Source organism: Frigoribacterium sp. 2355, from assembly GCF_054060695.1.
On record NZ_JBSSDL010000001.1, the window covers coordinates 165,265 to 185,403 of the forward strand.

General features: G+C 68.1%; 19 protein-coding genes. 7 read left to right on the forward strand and 12 right to left on the reverse strand.

Annotation, left to right across the window (positions count from 1 at the left end; translation table 11 throughout):
- Positions 1-6 precede the first annotated feature (6 nt).
- Genes ACVJ1F_RS00830 through sufB form a run of 3 tightly spaced genes read right to left on the reverse strand, consistent with a single transcriptional unit; the run spans position 7 to position 2,984 of the window.
- Positions 7-339, reverse strand: coding sequence for a non-heme iron oxygenase ferredoxin subunit (locus ACVJ1F_RS00830; protein WP_082460222.1), 333 nt, complete (start codon positions 337-339; stop codon positions 7-9).
- Positions 339-1,565 carry a Fe-S cluster assembly protein SufD gene (gene sufD / locus ACVJ1F_RS00835; RefSeq protein ID WP_456884168.1) on the reverse strand — a complete coding sequence of 409 codons (1,227 nt, stop codon included), beginning with the start codon at positions 1,563-1,565 and terminating at the stop codon, positions 339-341. The genes ACVJ1F_RS00830 and sufD overlap by 1 nt, the downstream gene beginning before the upstream one ends.
- On the reverse strand, positions 1,566-2,984 hold the full coding sequence (gene sufB, locus ACVJ1F_RS00840) for a Fe-S cluster assembly protein SufB (protein WP_456884170.1): 1,419 nt from the start codon (positions 2,982-2,984) through the stop codon (positions 1,566-1,568). It abuts the gene before it with no gap.
- A gap of 299 nt (positions 2,985-3,283) precedes the next feature.
- Here sufB and ACVJ1F_RS00845 point away from each other — a divergent pair, with 299 nt between their 5' ends.
- On the forward strand, positions 3,284-4,252 hold the full coding sequence (locus tag ACVJ1F_RS00845) for a COX15/CtaA family protein (protein WP_456884172.1): 969 nt from the start codon (positions 3,284-3,286) through the stop codon (positions 4,250-4,252).
- Positions 4,253-4,269: 17 nt separating this feature from the next.
- Here ACVJ1F_RS00845 and ACVJ1F_RS00850 read toward each other — a convergent pair whose 3' ends face one another.
- A complete protein-coding gene (locus tag ACVJ1F_RS00850) occupies positions 4,270-4,704 on the reverse strand; it encodes a GNAT family N-acetyltransferase (RefSeq protein WP_456884173.1) in 435 nt (144 codons plus the stop codon).
- 4 nt (positions 4,705-4,708) lie between these two features.
- Positions 4,709-5,632 (reverse strand): heme o synthase, encoded by a 924-nt coding sequence (locus tag ACVJ1F_RS00855; RefSeq protein ID WP_123570072.1) that lies wholly within the window; start codon positions 5,630-5,632, stop codon positions 4,709-4,711.
- Between the two features lie 281 nt (positions 5,633-5,913).
- On the opposite strand from ACVJ1F_RS00855, the gene tkt reads away from it, so the two are divergent.
- From tkt to pgl, 6 genes are all read left to right on the forward strand, one after another.
- Positions 5,914-8,007, forward strand: a complete 2,094-nt coding sequence (gene tkt, locus ACVJ1F_RS00860; RefSeq protein ID WP_043595005.1) for a transketolase — start codon at positions 5,914-5,916, stop codon at positions 8,005-8,007.
- Positions 8,008-8,035: 28 nt separating this feature from the next.
- The gene (gene tal / locus ACVJ1F_RS00865; protein ID WP_056045222.1) at positions 8,036-9,163 is read left to right on the forward strand and encodes a transaldolase; all 1,128 of its coding nucleotides are present in this window, start codon (positions 8,036-8,038) and stop codon (positions 9,161-9,163) included.
- Entirely contained in the window at positions 9,160-10,755 is a 1,596-nt protein-coding gene (locus ACVJ1F_RS00870) for a glucose-6-phosphate isomerase (protein WP_056045225.1), read from the forward strand. Before tal ends, ACVJ1F_RS00870 begins: the two co-directional genes overlap by 4 nt.
- Before the next feature lie 113 nt (positions 10,756-10,868).
- Positions 10,869-12,404, forward strand: coding sequence for a glucose-6-phosphate dehydrogenase (gene zwf / locus ACVJ1F_RS00875; RefSeq protein WP_123570074.1), 1,536 nt, complete (start codon positions 10,869-10,871; stop codon positions 12,402-12,404).
- Positions 12,401-13,354, forward strand: a complete 954-nt coding sequence (locus ACVJ1F_RS00880) for a glucose-6-phosphate dehydrogenase assembly protein OpcA (protein WP_456884176.1) — start codon at positions 12,401-12,403, stop codon at positions 13,352-13,354. Before zwf ends, ACVJ1F_RS00880 begins: the two co-directional genes overlap by 4 nt.
- Before the next feature lie 15 nt (positions 13,355-13,369).
- Positions 13,370-14,140, forward strand: a complete 771-nt coding sequence (pgl, locus tag ACVJ1F_RS00885; protein ID WP_456884178.1) for a 6-phosphogluconolactonase — start codon at positions 13,370-13,372, stop codon at positions 14,138-14,140.
- A 111-nt stretch (positions 14,141-14,251) separates the two neighbouring features.
- Here the strand turns inward: pgl and ACVJ1F_RS00890 are convergent, their stop codons facing one another.
- From ACVJ1F_RS00890 to rapZ, 7 genes are all read right to left on the reverse strand, one after another.
- Complete coding sequence (locus ACVJ1F_RS00890; protein WP_043595011.1) at positions 14,252-14,608, reverse strand: RNA polymerase-binding protein RbpA; 357 nt, start codon at positions 14,606-14,608, stop codon at positions 14,252-14,254.
- A complete protein-coding gene (secG, locus tag ACVJ1F_RS00895) occupies positions 14,608-14,859 on the reverse strand; it encodes a preprotein translocase subunit SecG (protein ID WP_043595012.1) in 252 nt (83 codons plus the stop codon). Before secG ends, ACVJ1F_RS00890 begins: the two co-directional genes overlap by 1 nt.
- 106 nt (positions 14,860-14,965) lie before the next feature.
- Positions 14,966-15,754 carry a triose-phosphate isomerase gene (tpiA, locus tag ACVJ1F_RS00900; RefSeq protein ID WP_456884180.1) on the reverse strand — a complete coding sequence of 263 codons (789 nt, stop codon included), beginning with the start codon at positions 15,752-15,754 and terminating at the stop codon, positions 14,966-14,968.
- Positions 15,748-16,959, reverse strand: coding sequence for a phosphoglycerate kinase (locus tag ACVJ1F_RS00905; RefSeq protein WP_456884181.1), 1,212 nt, complete (start codon positions 16,957-16,959; stop codon positions 15,748-15,750). The genes tpiA and ACVJ1F_RS00905 overlap by 7 nt, the downstream gene beginning before the upstream one ends.
- 63 nt (positions 16,960-17,022) lie before the next feature.
- Positions 17,023-18,027, reverse strand: a complete 1,005-nt coding sequence (gene gap / locus ACVJ1F_RS00910; RefSeq protein ID WP_043595015.1) for a type I glyceraldehyde-3-phosphate dehydrogenase — start codon at positions 18,025-18,027, stop codon at positions 17,023-17,025.
- A 170-nt stretch (positions 18,028-18,197) separates the two neighbouring features.
- Entirely contained in the window at positions 18,198-19,178 is a 981-nt protein-coding gene (whiA, locus tag ACVJ1F_RS00915) for a DNA-binding protein WhiA (protein ID WP_159826586.1), read from the reverse strand.
- Between the two features lie 68 nt (positions 19,179-19,246).
- Positions 19,247-20,128 carry an RNase adapter RapZ gene (gene rapZ, locus ACVJ1F_RS00920; protein WP_456884183.1) on the reverse strand — a complete coding sequence of 294 codons (882 nt, stop codon included), beginning with the start codon at positions 20,126-20,128 and terminating at the stop codon, positions 19,247-19,249.
- Positions 20,129-20,139 lie beyond the last annotated feature (11 nt).

Here is a 20,139-nt window from a genome sequence, read left to right on the forward strand (position 1 = left end):
GTTCCTTTACTGTGCGGCGTCGGTGGAGGTCGAGGTGGTGTCGACGTACACCTCGCCGTCGATGACGGAGACCGAGAAGACCGGTACGGGTTCGTAGGCGGGCAGCGTGAGCGGCTTGCCGGTGGTGAGCTCGAACTTCGAGCCGTGGGCCCAGCATTCGAGGGTGTCGTCCTCGACGAAGCCCTCGGAGAGCGAGATGTCGCCGTGGGTGCAGGTGTCGCCGATGGCGTGGATCGTGCCGGCGCTGTCCTTCACGACGGCGATCGCGACGCCGTCGACGACGACGCGGTGGGCCTGGGAGGGGCTGACGTCGTCGACGCCGCAGACCTTCGTCGCCATCAGGCGATCGTCTCGGTCGAGGTCGCCTCGCCCGCGGCCAGTTCGACCTCGATGGCGTCCACGAGGCGGGCCTGCAGGTCGGCGTCCCCGATCTTCTGGATGACCTCGACGAGGAATCCGAGGACGACGAGGCGACGCGCCTCGTGCTCGGAGATGCCGCGCGACTGGAGGTAGAAGAGGTGCTCGTCGTCGAAGCGACCCGTCGCGCTGGCGTGACCGGCGCCTTCGATGTCGCCGGTCTCGATCTCGAGGTTTGGGATCGAGTCGGCACGCGTGCCCTCGCTCAACACCAGGTTGCGGTTCTGCTCGTAGCTGTCGGTGCCGGGAGCCGTCCGACCGATCAGGACGTCGCCGATCCACACCGTGCGGGCACCGGCGCCCTGCAGGGCGCCCTTGTAGTTCACCCGGCTCCGCGTCTTGGGGGCGTCGTGGTTCACGTACACCTGCTGTTCGAGGTGCTGACCGGCGTCCGCGAAGTACACGCCGTAGAGCTCGGCGTCCGCGCCCTGCTCGGCCAGGTGGGCCGACGGGTTGACTCGGACGACCGAGCCGCCCAGGCTGACGACGAAGTGCTTCAGCTGGGCGTCGCGCCCGATCCGGGCGTGGTGGCTCGCGAGGTGCACGGCGTCGTCGTCCCACTCCTGGAGCGTGACGACGGTGAGGTGCGCGCCCTCGTCCACGACGATCTCGACGTTCTCGACCAGCTGGGCCGATCCGGTGTTGCGGAGGACGACCATGGACTGGCTGTTGGCCTTGGCGTGGATCAGGGTGTGACCCGCCCGTGGTGCACGGTCGAGTCCCGAGCGGCCGATGGTGATGGCCGACGGTTCGTCGCCGTCGAGGGTCACGACGAGCACCTTCTCGACGCTCGACCACGCGTTGGCGGCGGCCTTGTCCTCGGGAGTGCCCGCCGTGCCGACACGGGAGTCGGACCGGTCGACCCATTCGACGGTCGCGCCGGGCGTCTCGCGGGCCAGGTAGGCGTAGGGCAAGCCGTCGAGGTCTCCGTCGATCAACGGACGGAGGCGGGACACCGGACTGAGCTTCCAGTCCACCTCGCGACCGGTCACGTCGGGGAACGCCGTGGGGTCGACCGAGGTGAACCGCTCGGAACGCGTCTGGACGGGCACGAGGCCCCAGCCGCCGTCACTGTGGGCACCCGCGCCGTGCTGGACGCCCGGCGTGGTGGTGGACTCTGGTGTGGTGGTGGGTGCTGCGGCGGACATCTAGCCGACTGATCCTTCCATGCTCATCTCGATGAGCTTGTTGAGTTCGAGCGCGTACTCCATCGGGAGTTCGCGGGCGATGGGCTCGATGAAGCCACGGACGATCATCGCCATGGCCTCGTCTTCGGCCATGCCGCGTGACATGAGGTAGAAGAGCTGCTCTTCGCTGACCCGCGACACCGTCGCCTCGTGACCGAGCTGGACGTCGTCGACGCGGATGTCGATCGCGGGGTAGGTGTCGGAACGGGAGACCGTGTCGACGAGCAGGGCGTCACAGCGGACCGTGTTGGCCGCGTGGTGGGCGGCCTCGTCGACTCGCACCTCGCCACGGTAACCCGCGCGACCGCCGCCTCGCGCGATCGACTTCGACACGATGGACGACGTCGTGTAAGGCGCCATGTGGATCATCTTCGCGCCGGCGTCCTGGTGCTGACCGGGGCCCGCGAAGGCCACGGACAGGGTCTCGCCCTTGGCGTGCTCACCGACCAGGTAGATGGATGGGTACTTCATCGTCACCTTCGAGCCGATGTTGCCGTCGATCCACTCCATGGTGGCGCCCTCGTGCGCGATCGCCCGCTTGGTGACCAGGTTGTACACGTTGTTCGACCAGTTCTGGATCGTCGTGTACCGCACTCGGGCGTTCTTCTTCACGATGATCTCGACCACGGCCGAGTGCAGGGAGTCCGACTTGTAGATCGGGGCCGTGCAGCCCTCGATGTAGTGGACGTAGCTGCCCTCGTCGGCGATGATCAGCGTCCGCTCGAACTGACCCATGTTCTCGGTGTTGATGCGGAAGTACGCCTGGAGCGGGATCTCGACGTGGACGCCCTTGGGCACGTACACGAACGAGCCGCCCGACCACACGGCGGTGTTCAGTGCGGCGAACTTGTTGTCACCGGCCGGGATGACCGTGCCGAAGTACTCCTGGAAGAGTTCGGGGTGCTCGCGCAGCGCGGTGTCGGTGTCCATGAAGATGACACCCTGCTGCTCGAGGTCCTCACGGATCTGGTGGTAGACCACCTCGGACTCGTACTGGGCGGCGACGCCGGCGACGAGGCGGTTGCGCTCGGCCTCGGGGATGCCGAGCTTCTCGTAGGTGTTCTTGATGTCGTCCGGCAGCTCGTCCCAGGTCGTCGCCTGCTTCTCGGTCGACCGGACGAAGTACTTGATGTTGTCGAAGTCGATGCCCGACAGGTCGGCACCCCACGTCGGCATGGGCTTGCGTTCGAACAGCGTCAAGCCCTTGAGCCTGTTCTTGAGCATCCACTCGGGTTCGCTCTTCAAGTTCGAGATGTCGGTGACGACCTCGGGTGACACCCCACGGCGCGCCGAGGCGCCCGCGGTGTCGGAGTCGGACCAGCCGAACTCGTACTGCCCCAGGCTCTCGAGCTCGGGTCGATCGATCAACACGTCTGACATGACTACCTCTTTCTCTGCCGGACCGAACACGGGTCGGCCGAACGGCATTCCCCGGGTGGTGGAGCGGCCCAGCTGCTCGCGCTGCGAGTCGAACACGTCGGCTGCCGCCGCTCCGTCCGCCGACGCTCGACATGATCGAGACGTCAGGTGGCGTTGCTTAGACTGTTGATGAAGGCCGCGTCCCGCTTCTGCGGATCTCACGTCCTTCGGATGTCTCCGTCGACACCCTGCCGGGTCGTGTTCCTGAACCCGTTGATTCTACAGGGCCGACCGCCGAAAGTGACGAAAGGCAGCAAGTCGTGAGCAACGCACAGGTGGGCGCCACCGGAGTCCTGACCCGAGCCTGGTCGTGGCTCCCCACGACCGACGATCGCCGGGTCCGTTTCGTCGCGTGGGCGTCGTTCGTGTGCCAGGTGCTGCTGATCGGCACGGGAGGTGCGGTGCGGCTCACGGGATCGGGGCTCGGCTGCCCCACCTGGCCACGCTGCACCGCCGACTCCTTCGTCAGCACGCCCGAGATGGGCATCCACGGGGTCATCGAGTTCGGCAACCGCCTCCTGACCTTCGTGCTCACGCTCGTCGTCATCCTCGCCTTCCTCTTCGTGCTGCGGATGCGGAAGGTCCGGCGCGACTTCTTCTGGCTCACCCTCGTCCAGGGCCTGAGCATCCCCTTCCAGGCCGTGCTCGGGGGGATCACGGTCCTCACCGGTCTGAACCCGTACATCGTCGGGGCACACTTCGTCGTCTCGATCGTCCTCGTCGCCCTCACCACCACCCTGCTCTGGCGCGTGTACCGCGGGCCCCGTGGGCACCACGCCGCCACTCCGCGTGGTTATGCACGACTCGTCCACGTGACGGCCGCCGTGGTCGGCGTCACCGTGATCGTCGGCGTCCTGACGACCGGCTCCGGCCCGCACGCCGGCGATGCGGCGACCCCCCGCAACGGCCTCGACCCGGCGATCATGGACCACGTCCACAGCTGGCCGGCCTACGCGACCCTCGCTCTCACCCTGGCGGTCCTCGTCCGGACCCTCCAGGCGGGCCTCCCCCGTCGGTTCCCCGTGGCCCTGCTGGGCGTCGAACTCGTCCAGATCGCCGTCGGCATCACCCAGGCGCGCACCGGACTGCCGCCCCTACTCGTGGGGAGCCACATGGTCCTGGCCGCGCTGCTGGTGGCCGCGACGACGGCCGTGGTGCTGTCGCTGCGCAACGACCAGGCTCCCGACGAGGTCGAGCCGATCGTCGAGGCGGCTGCCGTCCGCGTCTGACCGGGGCGACCGGGGGTCTAGCCCCGGCGCATCACGGTGTCGACGTCGTCCTGCTCGACGACGACGAAGCCCGTCCGCTCGTAGAGCGACACGGCTCGGCTTCCCGTGAGCACGTCGAGGGTGACCGACCCCGTGGTGACCGAGTCGATCGCCTGCGCGAGGAGGGTCGTCCCGATCCCATGACCCCGCGCCTCCTCGACCAGGTAGAAGTGACGGAGCCAGGTCGTGTCGCCGTCCGGGTGAAGGGCGATGCAGCCGAGGAGGCGCTGGTCGCCTTCGACGACTCGTGTCTCGTCGGCCACGTACTCGCGGACGAATCGAGCCCGGTGGCGGGCCGGGTTCCAGATGCCGAGCCTCGCGAACTCGGGTCGCAGCACCACGAGCTTGAGAGCGGTCAGCTGTTCGAGGTCGTCCGGGCGCGCCGGACGGACGGTCCAGTCGGACGGCCTCACGGGATCAGAACGGCAGCAGGGGGTCGACCCCGACGGCGACGAACAGGAGCGTGAGGTACGTGATGGAGCTGTGGAAGACGCGCATCGGACGGACCTCGGCGACGTGCTGGATGGCCCGGCTGTAGAGCCGGTGCGACTCCCAGACGAACCAGGCCCCGCTCGCGAGTGCCACGACGGTGTAGAGCACGCCCATGCCTGCGACGGGGACGAGGATCAGCGAGCAGACCACGGTGGCCCAGGCGTAGAGGATCACCTGCAGGCCGACGATCGACCGGCCGCGCACCACGGCGAGCATGGGGACGTCGGCCGCGGCGTAGTCGTCGCGGTACTTCATCGACAGCGGCCAGTAGTGCGGCGGCGTCCAGAGGAAGATGACCATGAAGAGGATGACGGCCGACCAGGACAGGTCGTTCGTGACGGCGGCCCAGCCGATGAGCACCGGCATGCACCCGGCGATGCCGCCCCACACGATGTTCTGCGGCGTGCGGCGCTTCAGCCAGAGCGTGTACACGACGACGTAGAAGAGGATCGCCCCGAGCGACAGCGCCGCCGAGAGCAGGTTGACCGTCAGGCCGAGCCAGACGATCGACGCGACGCCGACCACGTACGAGAAGATCAACGCCTCGCGGTCGCTGACCTCGCCGGTCACGAGCGGTCGGCCCTGCGTCCGCTTCATGATGCGGTCGATGTCGCGATCGATGTAGCAGTTGAAGGCCGAGGCCGAACCGGCGCTGAGCGCACCACCGATCAGCGTCGCGGCGACGAGCCACAGGTTGGGGATGCCGCCCTGGGCCAGGAACATCGTCGGCGCCGTGGTGACGAGCAGGAGCTCCATCACGCGGGGCTTCGTGAGGGCGACGTACGCCCGAGCCTTGCGACGGAAGCCCCGGGGTGACGTGTCGGGGCGGATGTCAACGGCTGCGGTCATGAGTCCTCTAACGAGACGAACGGTTTGCCCAAGGAGTCTAGGCGATGAACGTCGACGCTGACGGCGAACCCTCGGCCGATGCGGACGGGAGAAGGGGGTTCGTCCCTATACTTACAGGTGCTTGCCAGTCGTACGCCCTCTCGGTCCCGAATCACCGGACGAACCGTCCCGATCTCCGCCCCGGCGTGTGTGCGACCCAGCCGACGACGTCTCGGCAGGCGCACGTCAGCGCGGGAGCGAATCGACCCCGCGCAGTTCGCATCAAGAAGGGTCAACTTCCAGTGGCAGATCTGCAATGGGAATCCATTGACAACAAAGCAGTAGACACGGTCCGCGTCCTCGCGGCCGACGCGGTCGAGAAGGTCGGCAACGGTCACCCCGGCACCGCGATGAGCCTGGCGCCCGCCGCGTACCTGCTCTTCCAGAAGGTCATGCGTCGTGACCCGAGCGACAGCACCTGGATCGGTCGCGACCGGTTCATCCTGTCCGTCGGCCACAGCTCGCTGACGCAGTACATTCAGTTCTACCTGGGCGGCTACGGTCTCGAGCTCGACGACCTCGAGGCCCTGCGCACCTGGGGCTCGAAGACCCCCGGCCACCCCGAGTACGGCCACACGGACGGCATCGAGATCACCACCGGTCCGCTGGGCCAGGGCTTCGCCAGCTCGGTGGGCTTCGCCTACGCCGCCCGTTTCGAGCGCGGCCTGTTCGACCCCGACGCCGCCCCCGGCACGAGCCCCTTCGACCACTTCGTGTACGTCATCGCCGGTGACGGCGACATGCAAGAGGGCGTCACGAGCGAGGCCGCGTCGCTGGCCGGGCACCAGAAGCTCGGCAACCTCGTCGCCATCTACGACTCGAACCAGATCTCGATCGAGGACGACACCAACATCGCCTTCACCGAGGACGTCCACAAGCGCTTCGAGTCCTACGACTGGGACGTCCAGGTCGTCGACTGGAAGAAGACCGGCGAGTACGTCGAGGACGTCGCCGAGCTGCACGACGCCATCGAGAAGGCCAAGGCCGTCACCGACAAGCCCTCCCTGATCATCCTCAAGACGATCATCGGCTGGCCCTCGCCCAAGAAGCAGAACTCCGGCAAGATCCACGGTTCGGCCCTCGGCGCCGACGAGGTCGCCGGCCTCAAGTCGGTCCTCGGGTTCGACCCCGAGAAGTCTTTCGACGTCGACCCCGCCGTCCTCGAGCACACCCGCAAGGCCGTCGAGCGCGGTCAGGCCCAGCACGCCGAGTGGGACGAGAAGCTCGCCGCCTGGGCGTCGGCCAACCCCGACAAAAAGGTCATGCTCGACCGCATCCTCGCGAACGAGCTGCCCGAGGGCGTCGAAGAAGCGCTCCCCGTCTTCGAGGCCGGCAAGGACGTCTCCACCCGCGCCGCCTCCGGCAAGGTCATCAACGCCCTCGCCGGCGTGGTCCCCGAGCTCTGGGGCGGGTCGGCCGACCTGGCCGAGTCGAACCTGACGACGATCACGGGCTCGAAGTCGTTCGTCCCCACCGAGTGGTCGACCGACGAATGGAGCGGAGACCCCTACGGTCGCGTTCTGCACTTCGGCATCCGCGAGCACGCGATGGGCGCCATCCTCAACGGCATCACGCTGCACGGCAACACGCGCCCGTTCGGTGGCACGTTCCTGATCTTCAGCGACTACATGCGCCCGGCGGTCCGCCTCGCGGCACTGATGAAGTCCCCTGCGATCTACGTCTGGACCCACGACTCCGTGGCCCTGGGTGAGGACGGTCCGACGCACCAGCCGATCGAGCAGCTCGCGTCGCTCCGCGCGATCCCCGACCTCGACGTCGTGCGTCCCGCCGACGCCAACGAGACGGCCTGGGCCTGGGCGACGATCCTCGAGCGCCACCACGGCCCCGCCGGCATCGCGCTCAGCCGTCAGAACCTGCCCGTCTTCGAGCGCGGCACCGGTGACGCCGAGGGTGACACCTTCGCGTCGGCGAAGAACGTGGCGAAGGGCGCCTACGTCCTGGCCGAGGCACCGGGCGGAACGCCCGACGTGATCTTCGTCGCCACGGGTTCCGAGGTGCAGATCGCCGTCGAGGCCCGTGAGGTCCTGCGCGGCGAGGGCATCAACGCCCGCGTCGTCTCGGCACCGAGCATCGAGTGGTTCGACGAGCAGAGCGACGAGTACAAGGAGGCGGTCCTCCCGGCCGCCGTCAAGGCCCGCGTCTCGATCGAGGCCGGTGTGGCCATGCCGTGGCGCGGCATCGTCGGTGACGCCGGTCGCAGCGTGTCGATCGAGCACTTCGGTGCTTCGGCCGACTACAAGACGCTGTTCAAGCAGTTCGGCATGACGACCGAAGCCGCCGTCGCCGCCGCCAAGGACTCGATCGCCGCTCTCTGAGCGACGACGAAGGAAAGAGAAGAACACCATGACCGATTCCAACACCGCACAGCTGTCCGCCGCAGGCGTCAGCATCTGGCTCGACGACCTCTCGCGTGAGCGCATCAACGCGGGCGGCCTCCAGAAGCTGATCGCCGAGCGCAACGTCGTCGGCGTCACCACCAACCCCACGATCTTTGCGTCGGCTCTCGCCAAGGGCGAGGCCTACGACGACCAGGTCGCCCTGCTCGCGAAGACCGGTGTCAGCGTCACGGACGCCGTCTTCGAGATCACGACCGACGACGTCACCCGCGCCTGCGACATCTTCCGCGAGCTCTACGACACGACGGACGGCTTCGACGGCCGCGTGTCGATCGAGGTCGAGCCCGGTCTCGCGCACGACGCGCAGGGCACCATCGACCAGGCGGTCAAGCTCGCCGCCAAGGTCGGTCGCCCGAACGCCCTGATCAAGATCCCCGCGACCGTCGAGGGCCTCGAGGCCATCACCGCCGTCATCGCCCAGGGCATCAGCGTCAACGTGACCCTGATCTTCAGCCTCGAGCGCTACCGCGCCGTCATCAACGCGTACCTCACGGGTCTCGAGCAGGCCAAGGCCGCCGGCATCGACATCACCGAGATCCACTCCGTCGCCTCGTTCTTCGTGTCGCGCGTCGACACCGAGATCGACAAGCGTCTCGACGCGGTCGGGACCGACGAGGCCAAGGCCCTGAAGGGCAAGGCCGGCGTGGCCAACGCCCAGCTCGCCTACGAGGTCTACCAGCAGGCCTTCGACACCGAGCGGGCCAAGGGCCTCCTCGCCGCCGGTGCCAACAAGCAGCGTCCCCTCTGGGCTTCCACCGGTGTCAAGGACCCCGCCGTCCTCGACACCACGTACGTGGTCGAGCTCGTCGCCCAGGACGTCGTCAACACGATGCCCGAGAAGACGCTCGAGGCGACCTTCGACCACGGTGACGTCCGTGGCGACACGATCAGCGCCTCCTACGCCTCGGCCAACGAGACCATGGACGCGATCGCGGCGCAGGGCGTCTCGTACGACGACGTGACCGAGGCCCTCGAGAAAGAGGGCGTCGAGAAGTTCGTCGTCTCGTGGAACGAACTGCTCGACACGGTCACCGCTGCCCTCGAGGCCGCCAAGCCCGCCGGGGAGTCCAAGTGACCATCACCATCGCTGCCAGCGGCGACGCCGCACAGGCGGTCGAGACGGTCGTCCCGCAGCTCGTGAGCGACCTCGTCGCCTCGGGCATCACGGCTCAGAACCCCACCCTGTGGGGCCCTGACGCCGAGGACGAGTCCGCCAAGCGTCTCGGCTGGACCGAGGCCGTCGTGGTCTCGACTCCGCTGCTCGACGAGATCGACTCGCTCCGGGACGAGCTCGCCGCCAAGGGCGTCGACCACGTCGTGCTCGCGGGCATGGGTGGATCGTCGCTCGCGCCCGAGGTCATCACCCGCACCTACGGCGTCGAGCTCACCGTGCTCGACGCCACGGAGCCCGGTCAGGTCCTCACGGCCCTCGCCGACCGTCTCGAGCGCACCGTGCTCGTGGTCTCGTCGAAGTCGGGTTCCACCGTCGAGACCGCCAGCCAGCGCAAGACCTTCGAGAAGGCGTTCACCGACGCCGGCATCGACCCCGTCGAGCGCATCGTCGTGGTCACCGATCCCGGATCGCCCCTCGACGGGCAGGCCCGTGAGGCCGGTTACCGCGTCTTCAACGCCGACCCCAACATCGGCGGGCGCTACTCGGCCCTGTCGGCGTTCGGCCTCGTGCCGTCCGGCCTGGCCGGCGCCGACATCCGCGAGCTGCTCGCCGAGGCCGACGCCGTCACGGTCGAGCTGGCCCAGGACCGCGCCGACAACCCGGGTCTCGTGTTGGGTGCCGTCTTGGCAGGCACCTCGCCCCTGCGCGACAAGATCGCCATCGTCGCCGACGGCACCCACATCGTGGGGTTCCCGGACTGGGCCGAACAGCTCATCGCCGAGTCGACCGGCAAGCAGGGTCGCGGCCTGCTCCCCGTCGTCATCGGCACCTCCGCCCCCGAGATCACGGCGGGGCTGCACGACGTGCAGGTCGTCCGTCTCGTGGCGAACGCCGACGAGACCCGTGAGGTCGCGCCCGGCGAGGTCGAGATCTCGGGTTCGCTCGGTGGCCAGATCATGGTCTGGGAGTACGCCGTCGCCGTGGCCGGGCGTCTGCTCGACATCAACCCGTTCGACCAGCCCGACGTCGAGTCGGCCAAGGTCGCGACGCGGGCGTTGCTCGACGACCGTCCCGAGCCCACTCCCCCGGCCTTCACGGCCGAGGGTGTCGAGGTCCGCGAGGTCGGGGGAATCGAGCTGGGCGACTCTCTCGAGTCCGCCGTGGCCGCGCTCCTCTCGCACCTGAGCGATGACGGCTACGTCTCGATCCAGGCCTACGTCGACCGCGTGGCGAACCCGCAGCTCGAAGAGGTCCGCGACCTCCTCGCGATGCGCACGCAGCGTCCCGTCACCTTCGGATGGGGTCCGCGCTTCTTGCACTCGACGGGTCAATACCACAAGGGTGGGCCGGCCAACGGGGTGTTCCTGCAGATCACGCAGGTCCCCGCGACCGACCTCGAGATCCCGGACAGCCCGTTCACGTTCGGGCAGCTCGTGCAGGCCCAGGCCGCCGGTGACGCCAAGGTCCTGGCCGAGCACGGTCGTCCCGTGCTCACGCTGACGGTGACCGACGTGGCGGCCGCGCTGCCGGTCATCACCGCCGCACTCCGCTGAGCCGAAAGGGCCGGCGTCCCCAGGGGCGCCGGCCCTTTCGCCTTGCCACCGGTGTTCCCGGCCGTCTCCGCCCGTCCCGACCGGAACACCTTCGAACCACAGAACGGAACATCATGTCACCGGTGCCGATCACGCCGGAGTCCAACCCGCTCCGGTTGCCCTCCGACCGACGTCTCAACCGCATCGCGGGGCCCAGCGGTCTCATCATCTTCGGTGTGACGGGTGATCTCTCCCGCAAGAAGCTCATGCCCGCCGTGTACGACCTGGCCAACCGTGGCCTGCTGCCCCCCGGCTTCGCGCTCGTCGGCTTCGCCCGTCGTGAATTCGAGGGCCAGGACTTCGAACAGGTCGTGTACCAGGCCGTCAAGGAGCACGCTCGCACGCCTTTCGACGAAGACGTCTGGCGTCAACTCAAAGAAGGCTTCCGTTTCGTCCAGGGGGTCTTCGACGACGCCGACGCGTTCGCTCGGCTCAAGGACACCATCGAAGAGCTCGATCGTGAGCGCGGGACGATGGGCAACCACGCCTTCTACCTCTCGATCCCGCCCAAGGCGTTCCCCATGGTCACCGAGCAGTTGCGCAACTCGGGCCTCGCCGAGGAGAAGGACGGTGCGTGGAGACGCGTCGTCATCGAGAAGCCCTTCGGCAGCGACCTCACGACGGCCCGCGAGCTCAACGCCGTCGTCGAGACCGTCTTCGAGCCCGACAGCGTGTTCCGAATCGACCACTACCTCGGCAAAGAGACGGTGCAGAACCTCCTCACGCTGCGGTTCGCCAACCAGATGTACGAACCTCTCTGGAACTCCAACTACGTCGACCACGTGCAGATCACCATGGCCGAGGACATCGGCGTCGGCGGCCGCGCCGGTTACTACGACGGCATCGGCGCCGCTCGTGACGTCATCCAGAACCACCTCCTCCAGCTCCTCGCCCTGACGGCGATGGAAGAACCGGTCACCTTCGCCGCCCGTGACCTCCGGGCCGAGAAGGAGAAGATCCTCTCGGCCGTCCGCCTCCCCGCCGACCTCGCCGCGGGAACCGCGCGGGGTCAGTACGCCGGGGGGTGGCAGGGCGGAGAGAAGGTGCTCGGATTCCTGGACGAAGAAGGCATGAATCCCGAGAGCACGACCGAGACGTTCGCCGCCATCAAGCTCGAGATCGCGACCCGGCGGTGGGCGGGAGTCCCCTTCTACCTCCGGGCCGGAAAGCGTCTCGGCCGTCGCGTGACCGAGATCGCCGTCGTCTTCAAGCAGGTGCCCGAGAACATCTTCGGCACGCAGACGTCGCTGGGGCAGAACGCCCTCGTGATCCGGGTCCAGCCCGACGAGGGAGTGACCCTGCGCTTCGGGTCCAAGGTGCCCGGGATCGGCACGCAGGTCCGTGACGTCACGATGGACTTCGGATACGGGCACGCCTTCACCGAGGCGAGCCCGGAGGCCTACGAGCGTCTCATCCTCGACGTCCTCCTGGGCGACCCGCCCCTGTTCCCCCGGCACGAGGAGGTCGAGCTCTCCTGGAAGATCCTCGACCCGATCGAGGAGTTCTGGGCGACTCAGGGTCAGCCCGAACAGTACCGACCCGGCACGTGGGGACCCGCCTCTGCCGACGAACTCATGGCCCGTGACGGCCGTACCTGGAGGCGTCCGTGATCGTCGACCTGCCCGACAGCACCATCAGCCGCGTCCAGAAGACGCTGGTCAAGATCCGGGAAGAAGGAGGCGCGGTCGCGCTGGGCCGAGTCCTCACCCTGATCATCTCCACCCGTCTCGGTGACGAGGAGGAAGCCATCGAGGCCGCGAACGACGCCTCGCGAGAGCACCCCATGAGGGTCATCGTCGTCTCCACGTCGACCGACCTCGATCTCGACGAGGTCGACGGGCGACTGGACGCGCAGATCCGGGTCGGCGGCGACGCCGGTGCCAGCGAGGTCATCCTGCTCCGGGCCTACGGAGAGACCGCGAGCGACGAGGAGGGGCTCGTGACCGGGCTCCTGCTGCCCGACGCTCCCGTCGTCGCCTGGTGGCCGAAGACCGCTCCCGCCGTCGTCTCCGAGTCTCCCCTCGGGCGCATCGCGCAACGGCGGATCACGGATGCGGCGAGCCAGTCCAACCCACGCCAGTCGATCATCGACCTCGCCCGGAGCTACGCTCCCGGCGACACCGACTTCGCCTGGACCCGGCTCACCCTCTGGCGGGCGCAACTGGCTGCCGTGCTCGACCAACCGCCTTACGAATCGGTCACCGAGGTCGGTGTCTCCGGCGCACCCGATTCTCCGTCGACTTTGCTCTTGGCCGCCTGGTTGCGTCTGCAACTCCAGGTACCCGTCGACGGTGAGCTGACCACCCGGGCGACGGGATCGAGCGGCATCCACGGTGTCCAACTGGTCCGCGCCTCCGGGGCCATCGTCCTCGAACGCTCCCTGGACGACGTGGCGACGCTCACCCAACCGGGTCAACCCACGCACGACCTCGCGCTGCCACGCCGCTCGCTGCGCGACTGCCTGGCCGAGGAACTCCGTAGACTCGACCCCGACGACCTGTTCGGGAACGTCGTGAGACACGGGGTCGGCCAACTGAGCGAACCCGTCCAGAGCAACTAGAGCAGATAGAGAACCGTGACGAACGAACGCCGGGTGCTGGTCCACCCCGACAAAGAATCGCTGGGTGCCTCCGTGGCCGCCCGCTTCATCACCAAGATCATCGACGTGCTCGAAGAGCAGAACTACGCGTCGGTCGTCGTCAGCGGCGGCTCGGTGAGCACGCTCGTGCTGGCGGCCATCAACGCGTCGCCGGCCCGTGACAGCGTCGACTGGTCGAAGGTCTCGATCTGGTGGGCCGACGAGCGTTGGGTCCCCGCAGGGGACGCAGACCGAAACGACACCCAGGCCGGCATCGACCTGCTCGACCACATCGGGTTGCTGCCCGAGAACGTCCACCGTTTCGGTGCGGTCGGCGACTTCGACGACGTCGAGGCGGCAGCCGACGCTTACCGGAACGAGTTGCTGCAGCACGCACAGGCCGACGACGCGGCCCCCCGCTTCGACATCACGCTCCTCGGCGTCGGTCCCGACGGTCACGTCGCCTCGTTGTTCCCCGACAAGGCACAGATCCGTCAGCTCAAGCCGACCGTGCTCACGATCGACGACTCCCCCAAGCCTCCGCCCGTACGCCTCACGTTGAGCCTGCCGGTCATCAACAACTCCCAGCGCGTCTGGATGATCCTCGCCGGAGCCGAGAAGGCTTCGTCGTTGGGGCTCGCCCTGGCGGGTGCCGGCGCGGACCAGGTGCCGGTGGCTGGAGTCAAGGGACGCAAGCGGACGGTCTTCTTCGTCGACCAGGACGCGGCGGCTGAGGTCCCCGAGAACCTGATCGCCTCCATTTACTGAGTCCGGCCGCGGGCGCACCGACGCCGGCATGACGAAGGGCCCCGCAGCTCACGGCTGCGGGGCCCTTCGTCATGTCCGGTGTCGAGAAACCGGGAGGCGCGATCGGCTGGGTCAGGCCTTGCCGCGTCGGACTCGCAGCTGCTGCAGAGCCTCTTCGAGCAACTGCTCGGCTTCTTCTTCGGTCCGTCGCTCTTTGACGTACGCGAGGTGCGTCTTGTACGGCTCGAGCTTCGCGACCGTCGGCGGGTTCGCCTTGTCGCGCCCTGCCGGCAATCCACTCGAGGGTGAGTCGACGGTCTCGGGGATCTCTTCGTCGGGCACGTTGGCCGCGAAGTGACGCACGACCTCGTTGCCGAGGGCATCCCAGTACGAGATGGTGATCCGCTCGGCGTGGAAGCCGCGATCTTGCTCACCCATGGGACCTGCGCCGACGCGCGAGCCGCGGATTGCGCTACCGCCCGAGGCCATCAGCTGACCGCCGCGAACTTGGTGATGAGGCCAAGGACCACGATGCAGGTGATCCAGACGAGACCCAAGAAGACCGTGATGCGGTTGAGGTTGCGCTCGGCGACGCCGGACGCCCCGAGGTTGCTCGTGACACCACCGCCGAACATGTCGGACAGACCGCCACCACGGCCGCGGTGGAGCAGGATGAGGAGGGTCAACAGGAGGCTCGTGATGCCGAGCAACACCTGCAGGATGACCTGGAGAATTTCCACGTAGGACCTTTCGATGCGGTGAGACCGCTGAACAGTATAACCGCGAGAGGCCGTCGCCCCGGCAGGCCGAGTCGGAGGGGCGCCGACGAGCGACGCACCCGGCCCGTCAGACGCCGACGTGCGCCTGGAAACGGACGATGTTGGCGAACTCGGACACGTCGAGGCTCGCCCCACCGACGAGGGCTCCGTCGACGTTGGGCTCTCGCATGAACGATGCGATGTTCGTGGACTTGACCGAGCCGCCGTAGAGGACGCGGGTGGTGGCCGCGGCGTCCGGCCCGACGATCTCGACCAGGGCCCCCCGCAGGGCCGCGCAGACCTGCTCGGCCTGCTCGGCCGTGGCGGCCTGTCCGGAGCCGATGGCCCAGACGGGCTCGTAGGCGACGACGATCTCGGCAGAGGCCGGCACCTGGGCGAGCGCCGCACGGAGCTGGGCGACCGGCACCGCGCTGGGGCCGTGCTGCTCGAGATCGTCGGCCGTCTCACCGACGCAGACGACGGGGACGAGGCCCGAGCGGTGCGCGGCGGCGACCTTCGTCGCCACGACCTCGTCGTCCTCGGCATGGAGCGTCCGACGCTCAGAGTGCCCGACCAGGACGTAGCGCACGTCCAATTTGGCGAGGAACTGCCCCGAGATCTCGCCCGTGTAGGCGCCCGAGTCGTGAGCGGACAGGTCTTGGGCTCCGAGAGCCAACTCGAGCTTGTCGGCGTCGAGCAGGGTCTGCACGCTTCGGAGGTCGGTGAACGGCGGGAACACCGCGGTCTCGACCGCGTCGAAGTCGTGCTTGGCGTCCTTGAGGGACCATGCGAGCTTCTGGACGAACGCGATCGCCTGCAGGTGATCGAGGTTCATCTTCCAGTTGCCGGCGATGAGGGGCGTGCGTGTGGTCACCATCCGAGGACCTCCAGTCCGGGGAGTCGTTTGCCCTCGAGGAACTCGAGGCTGGCTCCACCACCGGTGGAGATGTGGCCGAACTGGTCGTCGGAGAACCCCAGGGCACGGACGGCCGCTGCCGAGTCGCCGCCGCCCACGACGCCGAGACCGGAGACGCGGGTCAACGCGTCCGCGACCTTCTGGGTGCCGTGTGCGAACGCAGGAAATTCGAAGACTCCCATCGGACCGTTCCAGAAGACCGTGGACGACGTCTGGACGGTCTCCGCGAAGCGCGCGGCCGTCTCGGGGCCGATGTCCAGGCCCAGGGCCTCGGAGCCCAGAGCAGAGGATTCGATTCCGTCCGAGGCGACCACCGTGTGCTCGGCGTCGGCGCTGAAGGACGAGGCGACCACCACGTCGACGGGGAGCACGAGGTTGACGCCGCGGCGCGCGGCCTCGTCGACGTACCCGCGGACCCGGTCGAGCTGGTCCTTCTCGAGCAGGCTCTTGCCGACGGGGAGTCCCTGGGCGGCTAGGAACGTGAAGAGCATCCCTCCACCGATGAGCAGGTTGTCGACCCGGGGAAGGAGGTGCTCGATGACGCCGAGCTTGTCGGAGACCTTCGAGCCGCCGAGGACGACGCTGTAGGGACGCGTGGGGTTCTCGGTCAGCTTGTCGAGGACCTCGAGTTCGCGCGAGATGAGCGTCCCGGCCGCACTCGGGAGGAGCGCGGGCAACTCGTACACACTCGCCTGCTTGCGGTGCACCACCCCGAAGCCGTCAGAGACGAACACGTCACCGAGCTCGGCCAGGCGTGCGGCGAACTCCTGACGCTCGGACTCGTCCTTCGACGTCTCGGCGGCGTTGAAGCGGAGGTTCTCGAGGACGACGATCTGGCCGTCGGTGAGGTCGGCCACCGCTGCGGCGGTCTCGTCACCCACGGTGTGTGCGGCGAAGCCGACGCTCTTCCCGAGGAGTTCGCTCAGGCGTTGGGCGACCGGTCGGAGGCTGTACTCGGGCTTCGCCTCGCCGTCAGGACGGCCGAGGTGCGAGATGACGACGACCCTGGCCCCCTGGTTGATCAGCAGGTCGAGGGTCTCGAGGGAGGCACGGATGCGGCCGTCGTCGGTGATCTCGCCGTCCTTCAGAGGGACGTTGAGGTCGCATCTGACGATGACGCGTCTGCCCGACAGGGGACCGAGGGAATCGAGGGTACGCAGGCTCATGGGTTCGTTTCGGGTTCGGAGGACGGTGCCCCGGCCCGCGAGGGCCGGGGCACCGAGGTCGGACTAGAGGCGGTCGGCCACGTACTTCGTCAGGTCGACGAGACGGTTCGAGTAGCCCCACTCGTTGTCGTACCACGAGGTGATCTTGACGAGGTTGCCGATGACCTTGGTCAGGCCCGAGTCGTAGATCGACGAGTGCGGGTCGGTCGTGATGTCGGTCGACACCAGAGGGTCTTCGGAGTAGGCCAGGATGCCCTTGAGCTCACCCTCGGCGGCGGCCTTGTAGGCGGCGTTGATCTGCTCGACCGTCACCGGCGTGCTGGTCTCGAGGGTCACGTCGGTGATCGAGCCCGTGGGCACGGGCACGCGCAGGGCGTAACCGTCGAGCTTGCCGGCGAGCTCGGGGATCACGAGGCCGATGGCCTTGGCGGCACCGGTCGACGTCGGGACGATGTTGAGCGCGGCGGCACGGGCACGGCGGGGGTCCTTGTGCGGACCGTCCTGCAGGTTCTGGTCGGCCGTGTACGCGTGGACCGTCGTCATGAGACCGCGCTCGACGCCGAAGTTGTCCAGGAACACCTTCATCAGGGGGGCCAGGCTGTTCGTCGTGCAGGACGCGTTCGAGATGATGTGGTGGTTGGCGGGGTCGTAGATGCCCTCGTTCACACCCAGCACGATGGTGGCGTCGTCACCCGTGGCCGGAGCCGAGATGAGGACCTTCTTCGCGCCGGCGGTGATGTGCTTGCGTGCGTCCTCGGCCTTCGTGAAGAAACCGGTCGACTCGACGACGATGTCGACGCCCAGCTCGCCCCAGGGCAGGTTGGCGGGGTCGCGCTCGGCGAGGACCTTGATCGGCTTGCCGTCGACGACGATCGAGTCGCCGTCCAGCTCGACGGTCGCGTCGAGACGTCCCGTGATCGAGTCGAACTTGAGGAGGTGCGCGAGGGCGGCGTTGTCGGTCAGGTCGTTGACGGCGACGATCTCGATGTCGGTTCCCTTGGCGAGCGCCGCGCGGAAGTAGTTACGGCCGATGCGACCGAAGCCGTTGATGCCGATCTTGACGGTCAATGAAACTCCTGATGATCAGGCGTCGTGGGGACGCGTGGAGGGTGTGGGCGACCAGGCCCGTGGCGACGCCCGAACTCTCGATGACCTCGGGTCGGACACCGCTTACGACAGTAGCAGCAGCCCTCCGGAATTCGTCCTCCGGTGACGTCGTGAAGACCCTCCGCCGCCCCTCAGTCGAGGTCGAGGTCGTGCGGCAGGTTGGCGTCCGTACCCGGCAACCCCAGGTCGCCGGCCTTCTTGTCGGCCATGGCGAGCAGGCGACGGATCCGACCCGCGACGGCGTCCTTGGTCATCGGGGGGTCGGCGTGGTGGCCGAGTTCGTCCAAGCTGGCGTCGCGATGGGCCAGTCGCAGCTCGCCCGCGTACTTGAGGTGCTCGGGGATGTCGTCGCCGAGCAGTTCCATCGCCCGGTCGACGCGGGCGCACGCGGCCACGGCGGCCTGGGCCGACCGTCGCAGGTTGGCGTCGTCGAAGTTGACGAGTCGGTTCGCCGTCGCGCGCACCTCGCGGCGCTGGCGCATCTCTTCCCAGTCGGTGACGCTCTTCTCGGCGCCCATCACCTTGAGCATGGTGCCGATGGCCTCGCCGTCGCGGATGATGACCCGGTGCACGCCGCGGACCTCTCGGGCCTTCGCCGCGACGCCCAGTCGGCCAGCGGCCCCGACGAGCGCCATGGCGGTCTCGTTGCCGGGGCACACGACCTCGAGCGAGGCGGACCGACCGGGATCGGTCAACGAGCCCTGCGCGAGGAACGCCCCTCGCCAGATGGCGGCGAGATCGTCGCGCGAGCCGGTCGTGAGCCGGTTCGGCAGGCCACGGACGGGTCGTCGGCGGGCGTCCATGAGCCCGGTCTGACGGGCCAGCGTCTCACCGGCCTCGTGGACCCGGACGAGGAACCCGGGGGTGCGGCGCGAGCCGGAAGGAGCCGTCATCGCGACGTCGCTCCTGGCTCCGTACAGCTCGGCCAGGTCCTTCCGGACCCGTCGGGCGATGAGCGCGGAATCGAGTTCCGCCTCGACGGCGATCCGACCGGAGATGAGGTGCAGTCCCCCGGCGAAACGGAGGACGGTGGCGAGCTCAGCGGCCCGGATCGTCGTCCTGCTCACCTCGACGCGGGCGAGTTCTTCTTTGACGTCGGCAGTCTGGGCCACTCCGGTTGTTCCTTTTCGTCAGGTCGAGGTGTCGTCGGTACACGGGCGTGCTGACGGACCCCGGTGGGTCATTCTCGGCCGAGGTCGCGGTGTTTCACGCTGACGGCCACGCCGGGGAGTCCACGCAGACGCGCCGCCAATTCACCCACGAGGGTGACCGATCGATGTTTGCCCCCGGTGCAGCCAATGGCGATCGTAGCGTGTCTCTTGTTCTCACGCTGATAGCCCGACAGGACGGGGACGAGCGAGGCGGCGAAGGCGTCGACGAACTCCCGGGCCCCGTCCTGCTGCATGACGTACGTCGTGACCGGCTCGTCGAGCCCGGACTGCTGCCGGAGCGAGGGCACCCAGAACGGGTTGGGGAGGAACCTCGCGTCGCCCACCATGTCGGCGTCGGTGGGCAGGCCGTACTTGAACCCGAAACTGAGGACGGTCACCTGGACCCCGGCGCGGTCGGACTCGGCGAACTTCTCGGAGATCGTCGTGGCCAGTTGGTGGATGTTGAGTTCTGACGTGTCGATGATCACGTCGCTGGTCTCGCGGAGCTCTTCCATGCGCGCACGTTCGGCGAGGATGCCGTCGAGCAACGTGCCGTCACCCTGCAACGGGTGCGGCCGCCGGACCTGCTCGAAACGTCGGACCAGCGCCGCGTCGGTCGCGTCGAGGAACAGCACCCGCACCTTGCTGGGCATGCTCGCCCGCAAGGTGCGCACGGCCTCTTGGGCCTCACTGAAGAGGCGTCCCCCGCGGACGTCGACCACGGCAGCGATCTTGGGGAGCGAGTCCCCCGCACGTTCGGCCAGGTCGAGCAGCGGTCGCAACATCTGCGCCGGCAGGTTGTCGACCACGTACCAGTCGAGGTCCTCGAGGGCGTTGCCGACGGTCGACCGTCCGGCGCCGGACATCCCCGTCACGATCAGGACCTCTTGCTGTTCGCTGACGTCGCTCATGTCGGTGGTGT

Bases quoted from the DNA above. Each gene is read 5' to 3' on its own strand.
- tpiA (WP_456884180.1), bottom strand. From the start codon at position 15,754: ATGGTGACCACACGCACGCCCCTCATCGCCGGCAACTGGAAGATGAAC.
- sufD (WP_456884168.1), bottom strand. From the start codon at position 1,565: ATGTCCGCCGCAGCACCCACCACCACACCAGAGTCCACCACCACGCCG.
- ACVJ1F_RS00830 (WP_082460222.1), bottom strand. From the start codon at position 339: ATGGCGACGAAGGTCTGCGGCGTCGACGACGTCAGCCCCTCCCAGGCC.
- rapZ (WP_456884183.1), bottom strand. From the start codon at position 20,128: ATGAGCGACGTCAGCGAACAGCAAGAGGTCCTGATCGTGACGGGGATG.
- ACVJ1F_RS00855 (WP_123570072.1), bottom strand. From the start codon at position 5,632: ATGACCGCAGCCGTTGACATCCGCCCCGACACGTCACCCCGGGGCTTC.
- ACVJ1F_RS00905 (WP_456884181.1), bottom strand. From the start codon at position 16,959: ATGAGCCTGCGTACCCTCGATTCCCTCGGTCCCCTGTCGGGCAGACGC.
- ACVJ1F_RS00890 (WP_043595011.1), bottom strand. From the start codon at position 14,608: ATGGCCTCGGGCGGTAGCGCAATCCGCGGCTCGCGCGTCGGCGCAGGT.
- tal (WP_056045222.1), top strand. From the start codon at position 8,036: ATGACCGATTCCAACACCGCACAGCTGTCCGCCGCAGGCGTCAGCATC.
- sufB (WP_456884170.1), bottom strand. From the start codon at position 2,984: ATGTCAGACGTGTTGATCGATCGACCCGAGCTCGAGAGCCTGGGGCAG.
- zwf (WP_123570074.1), top strand. From the start codon at position 10,869: ATGTCACCGGTGCCGATCACGCCGGAGTCCAACCCGCTCCGGTTGCCC.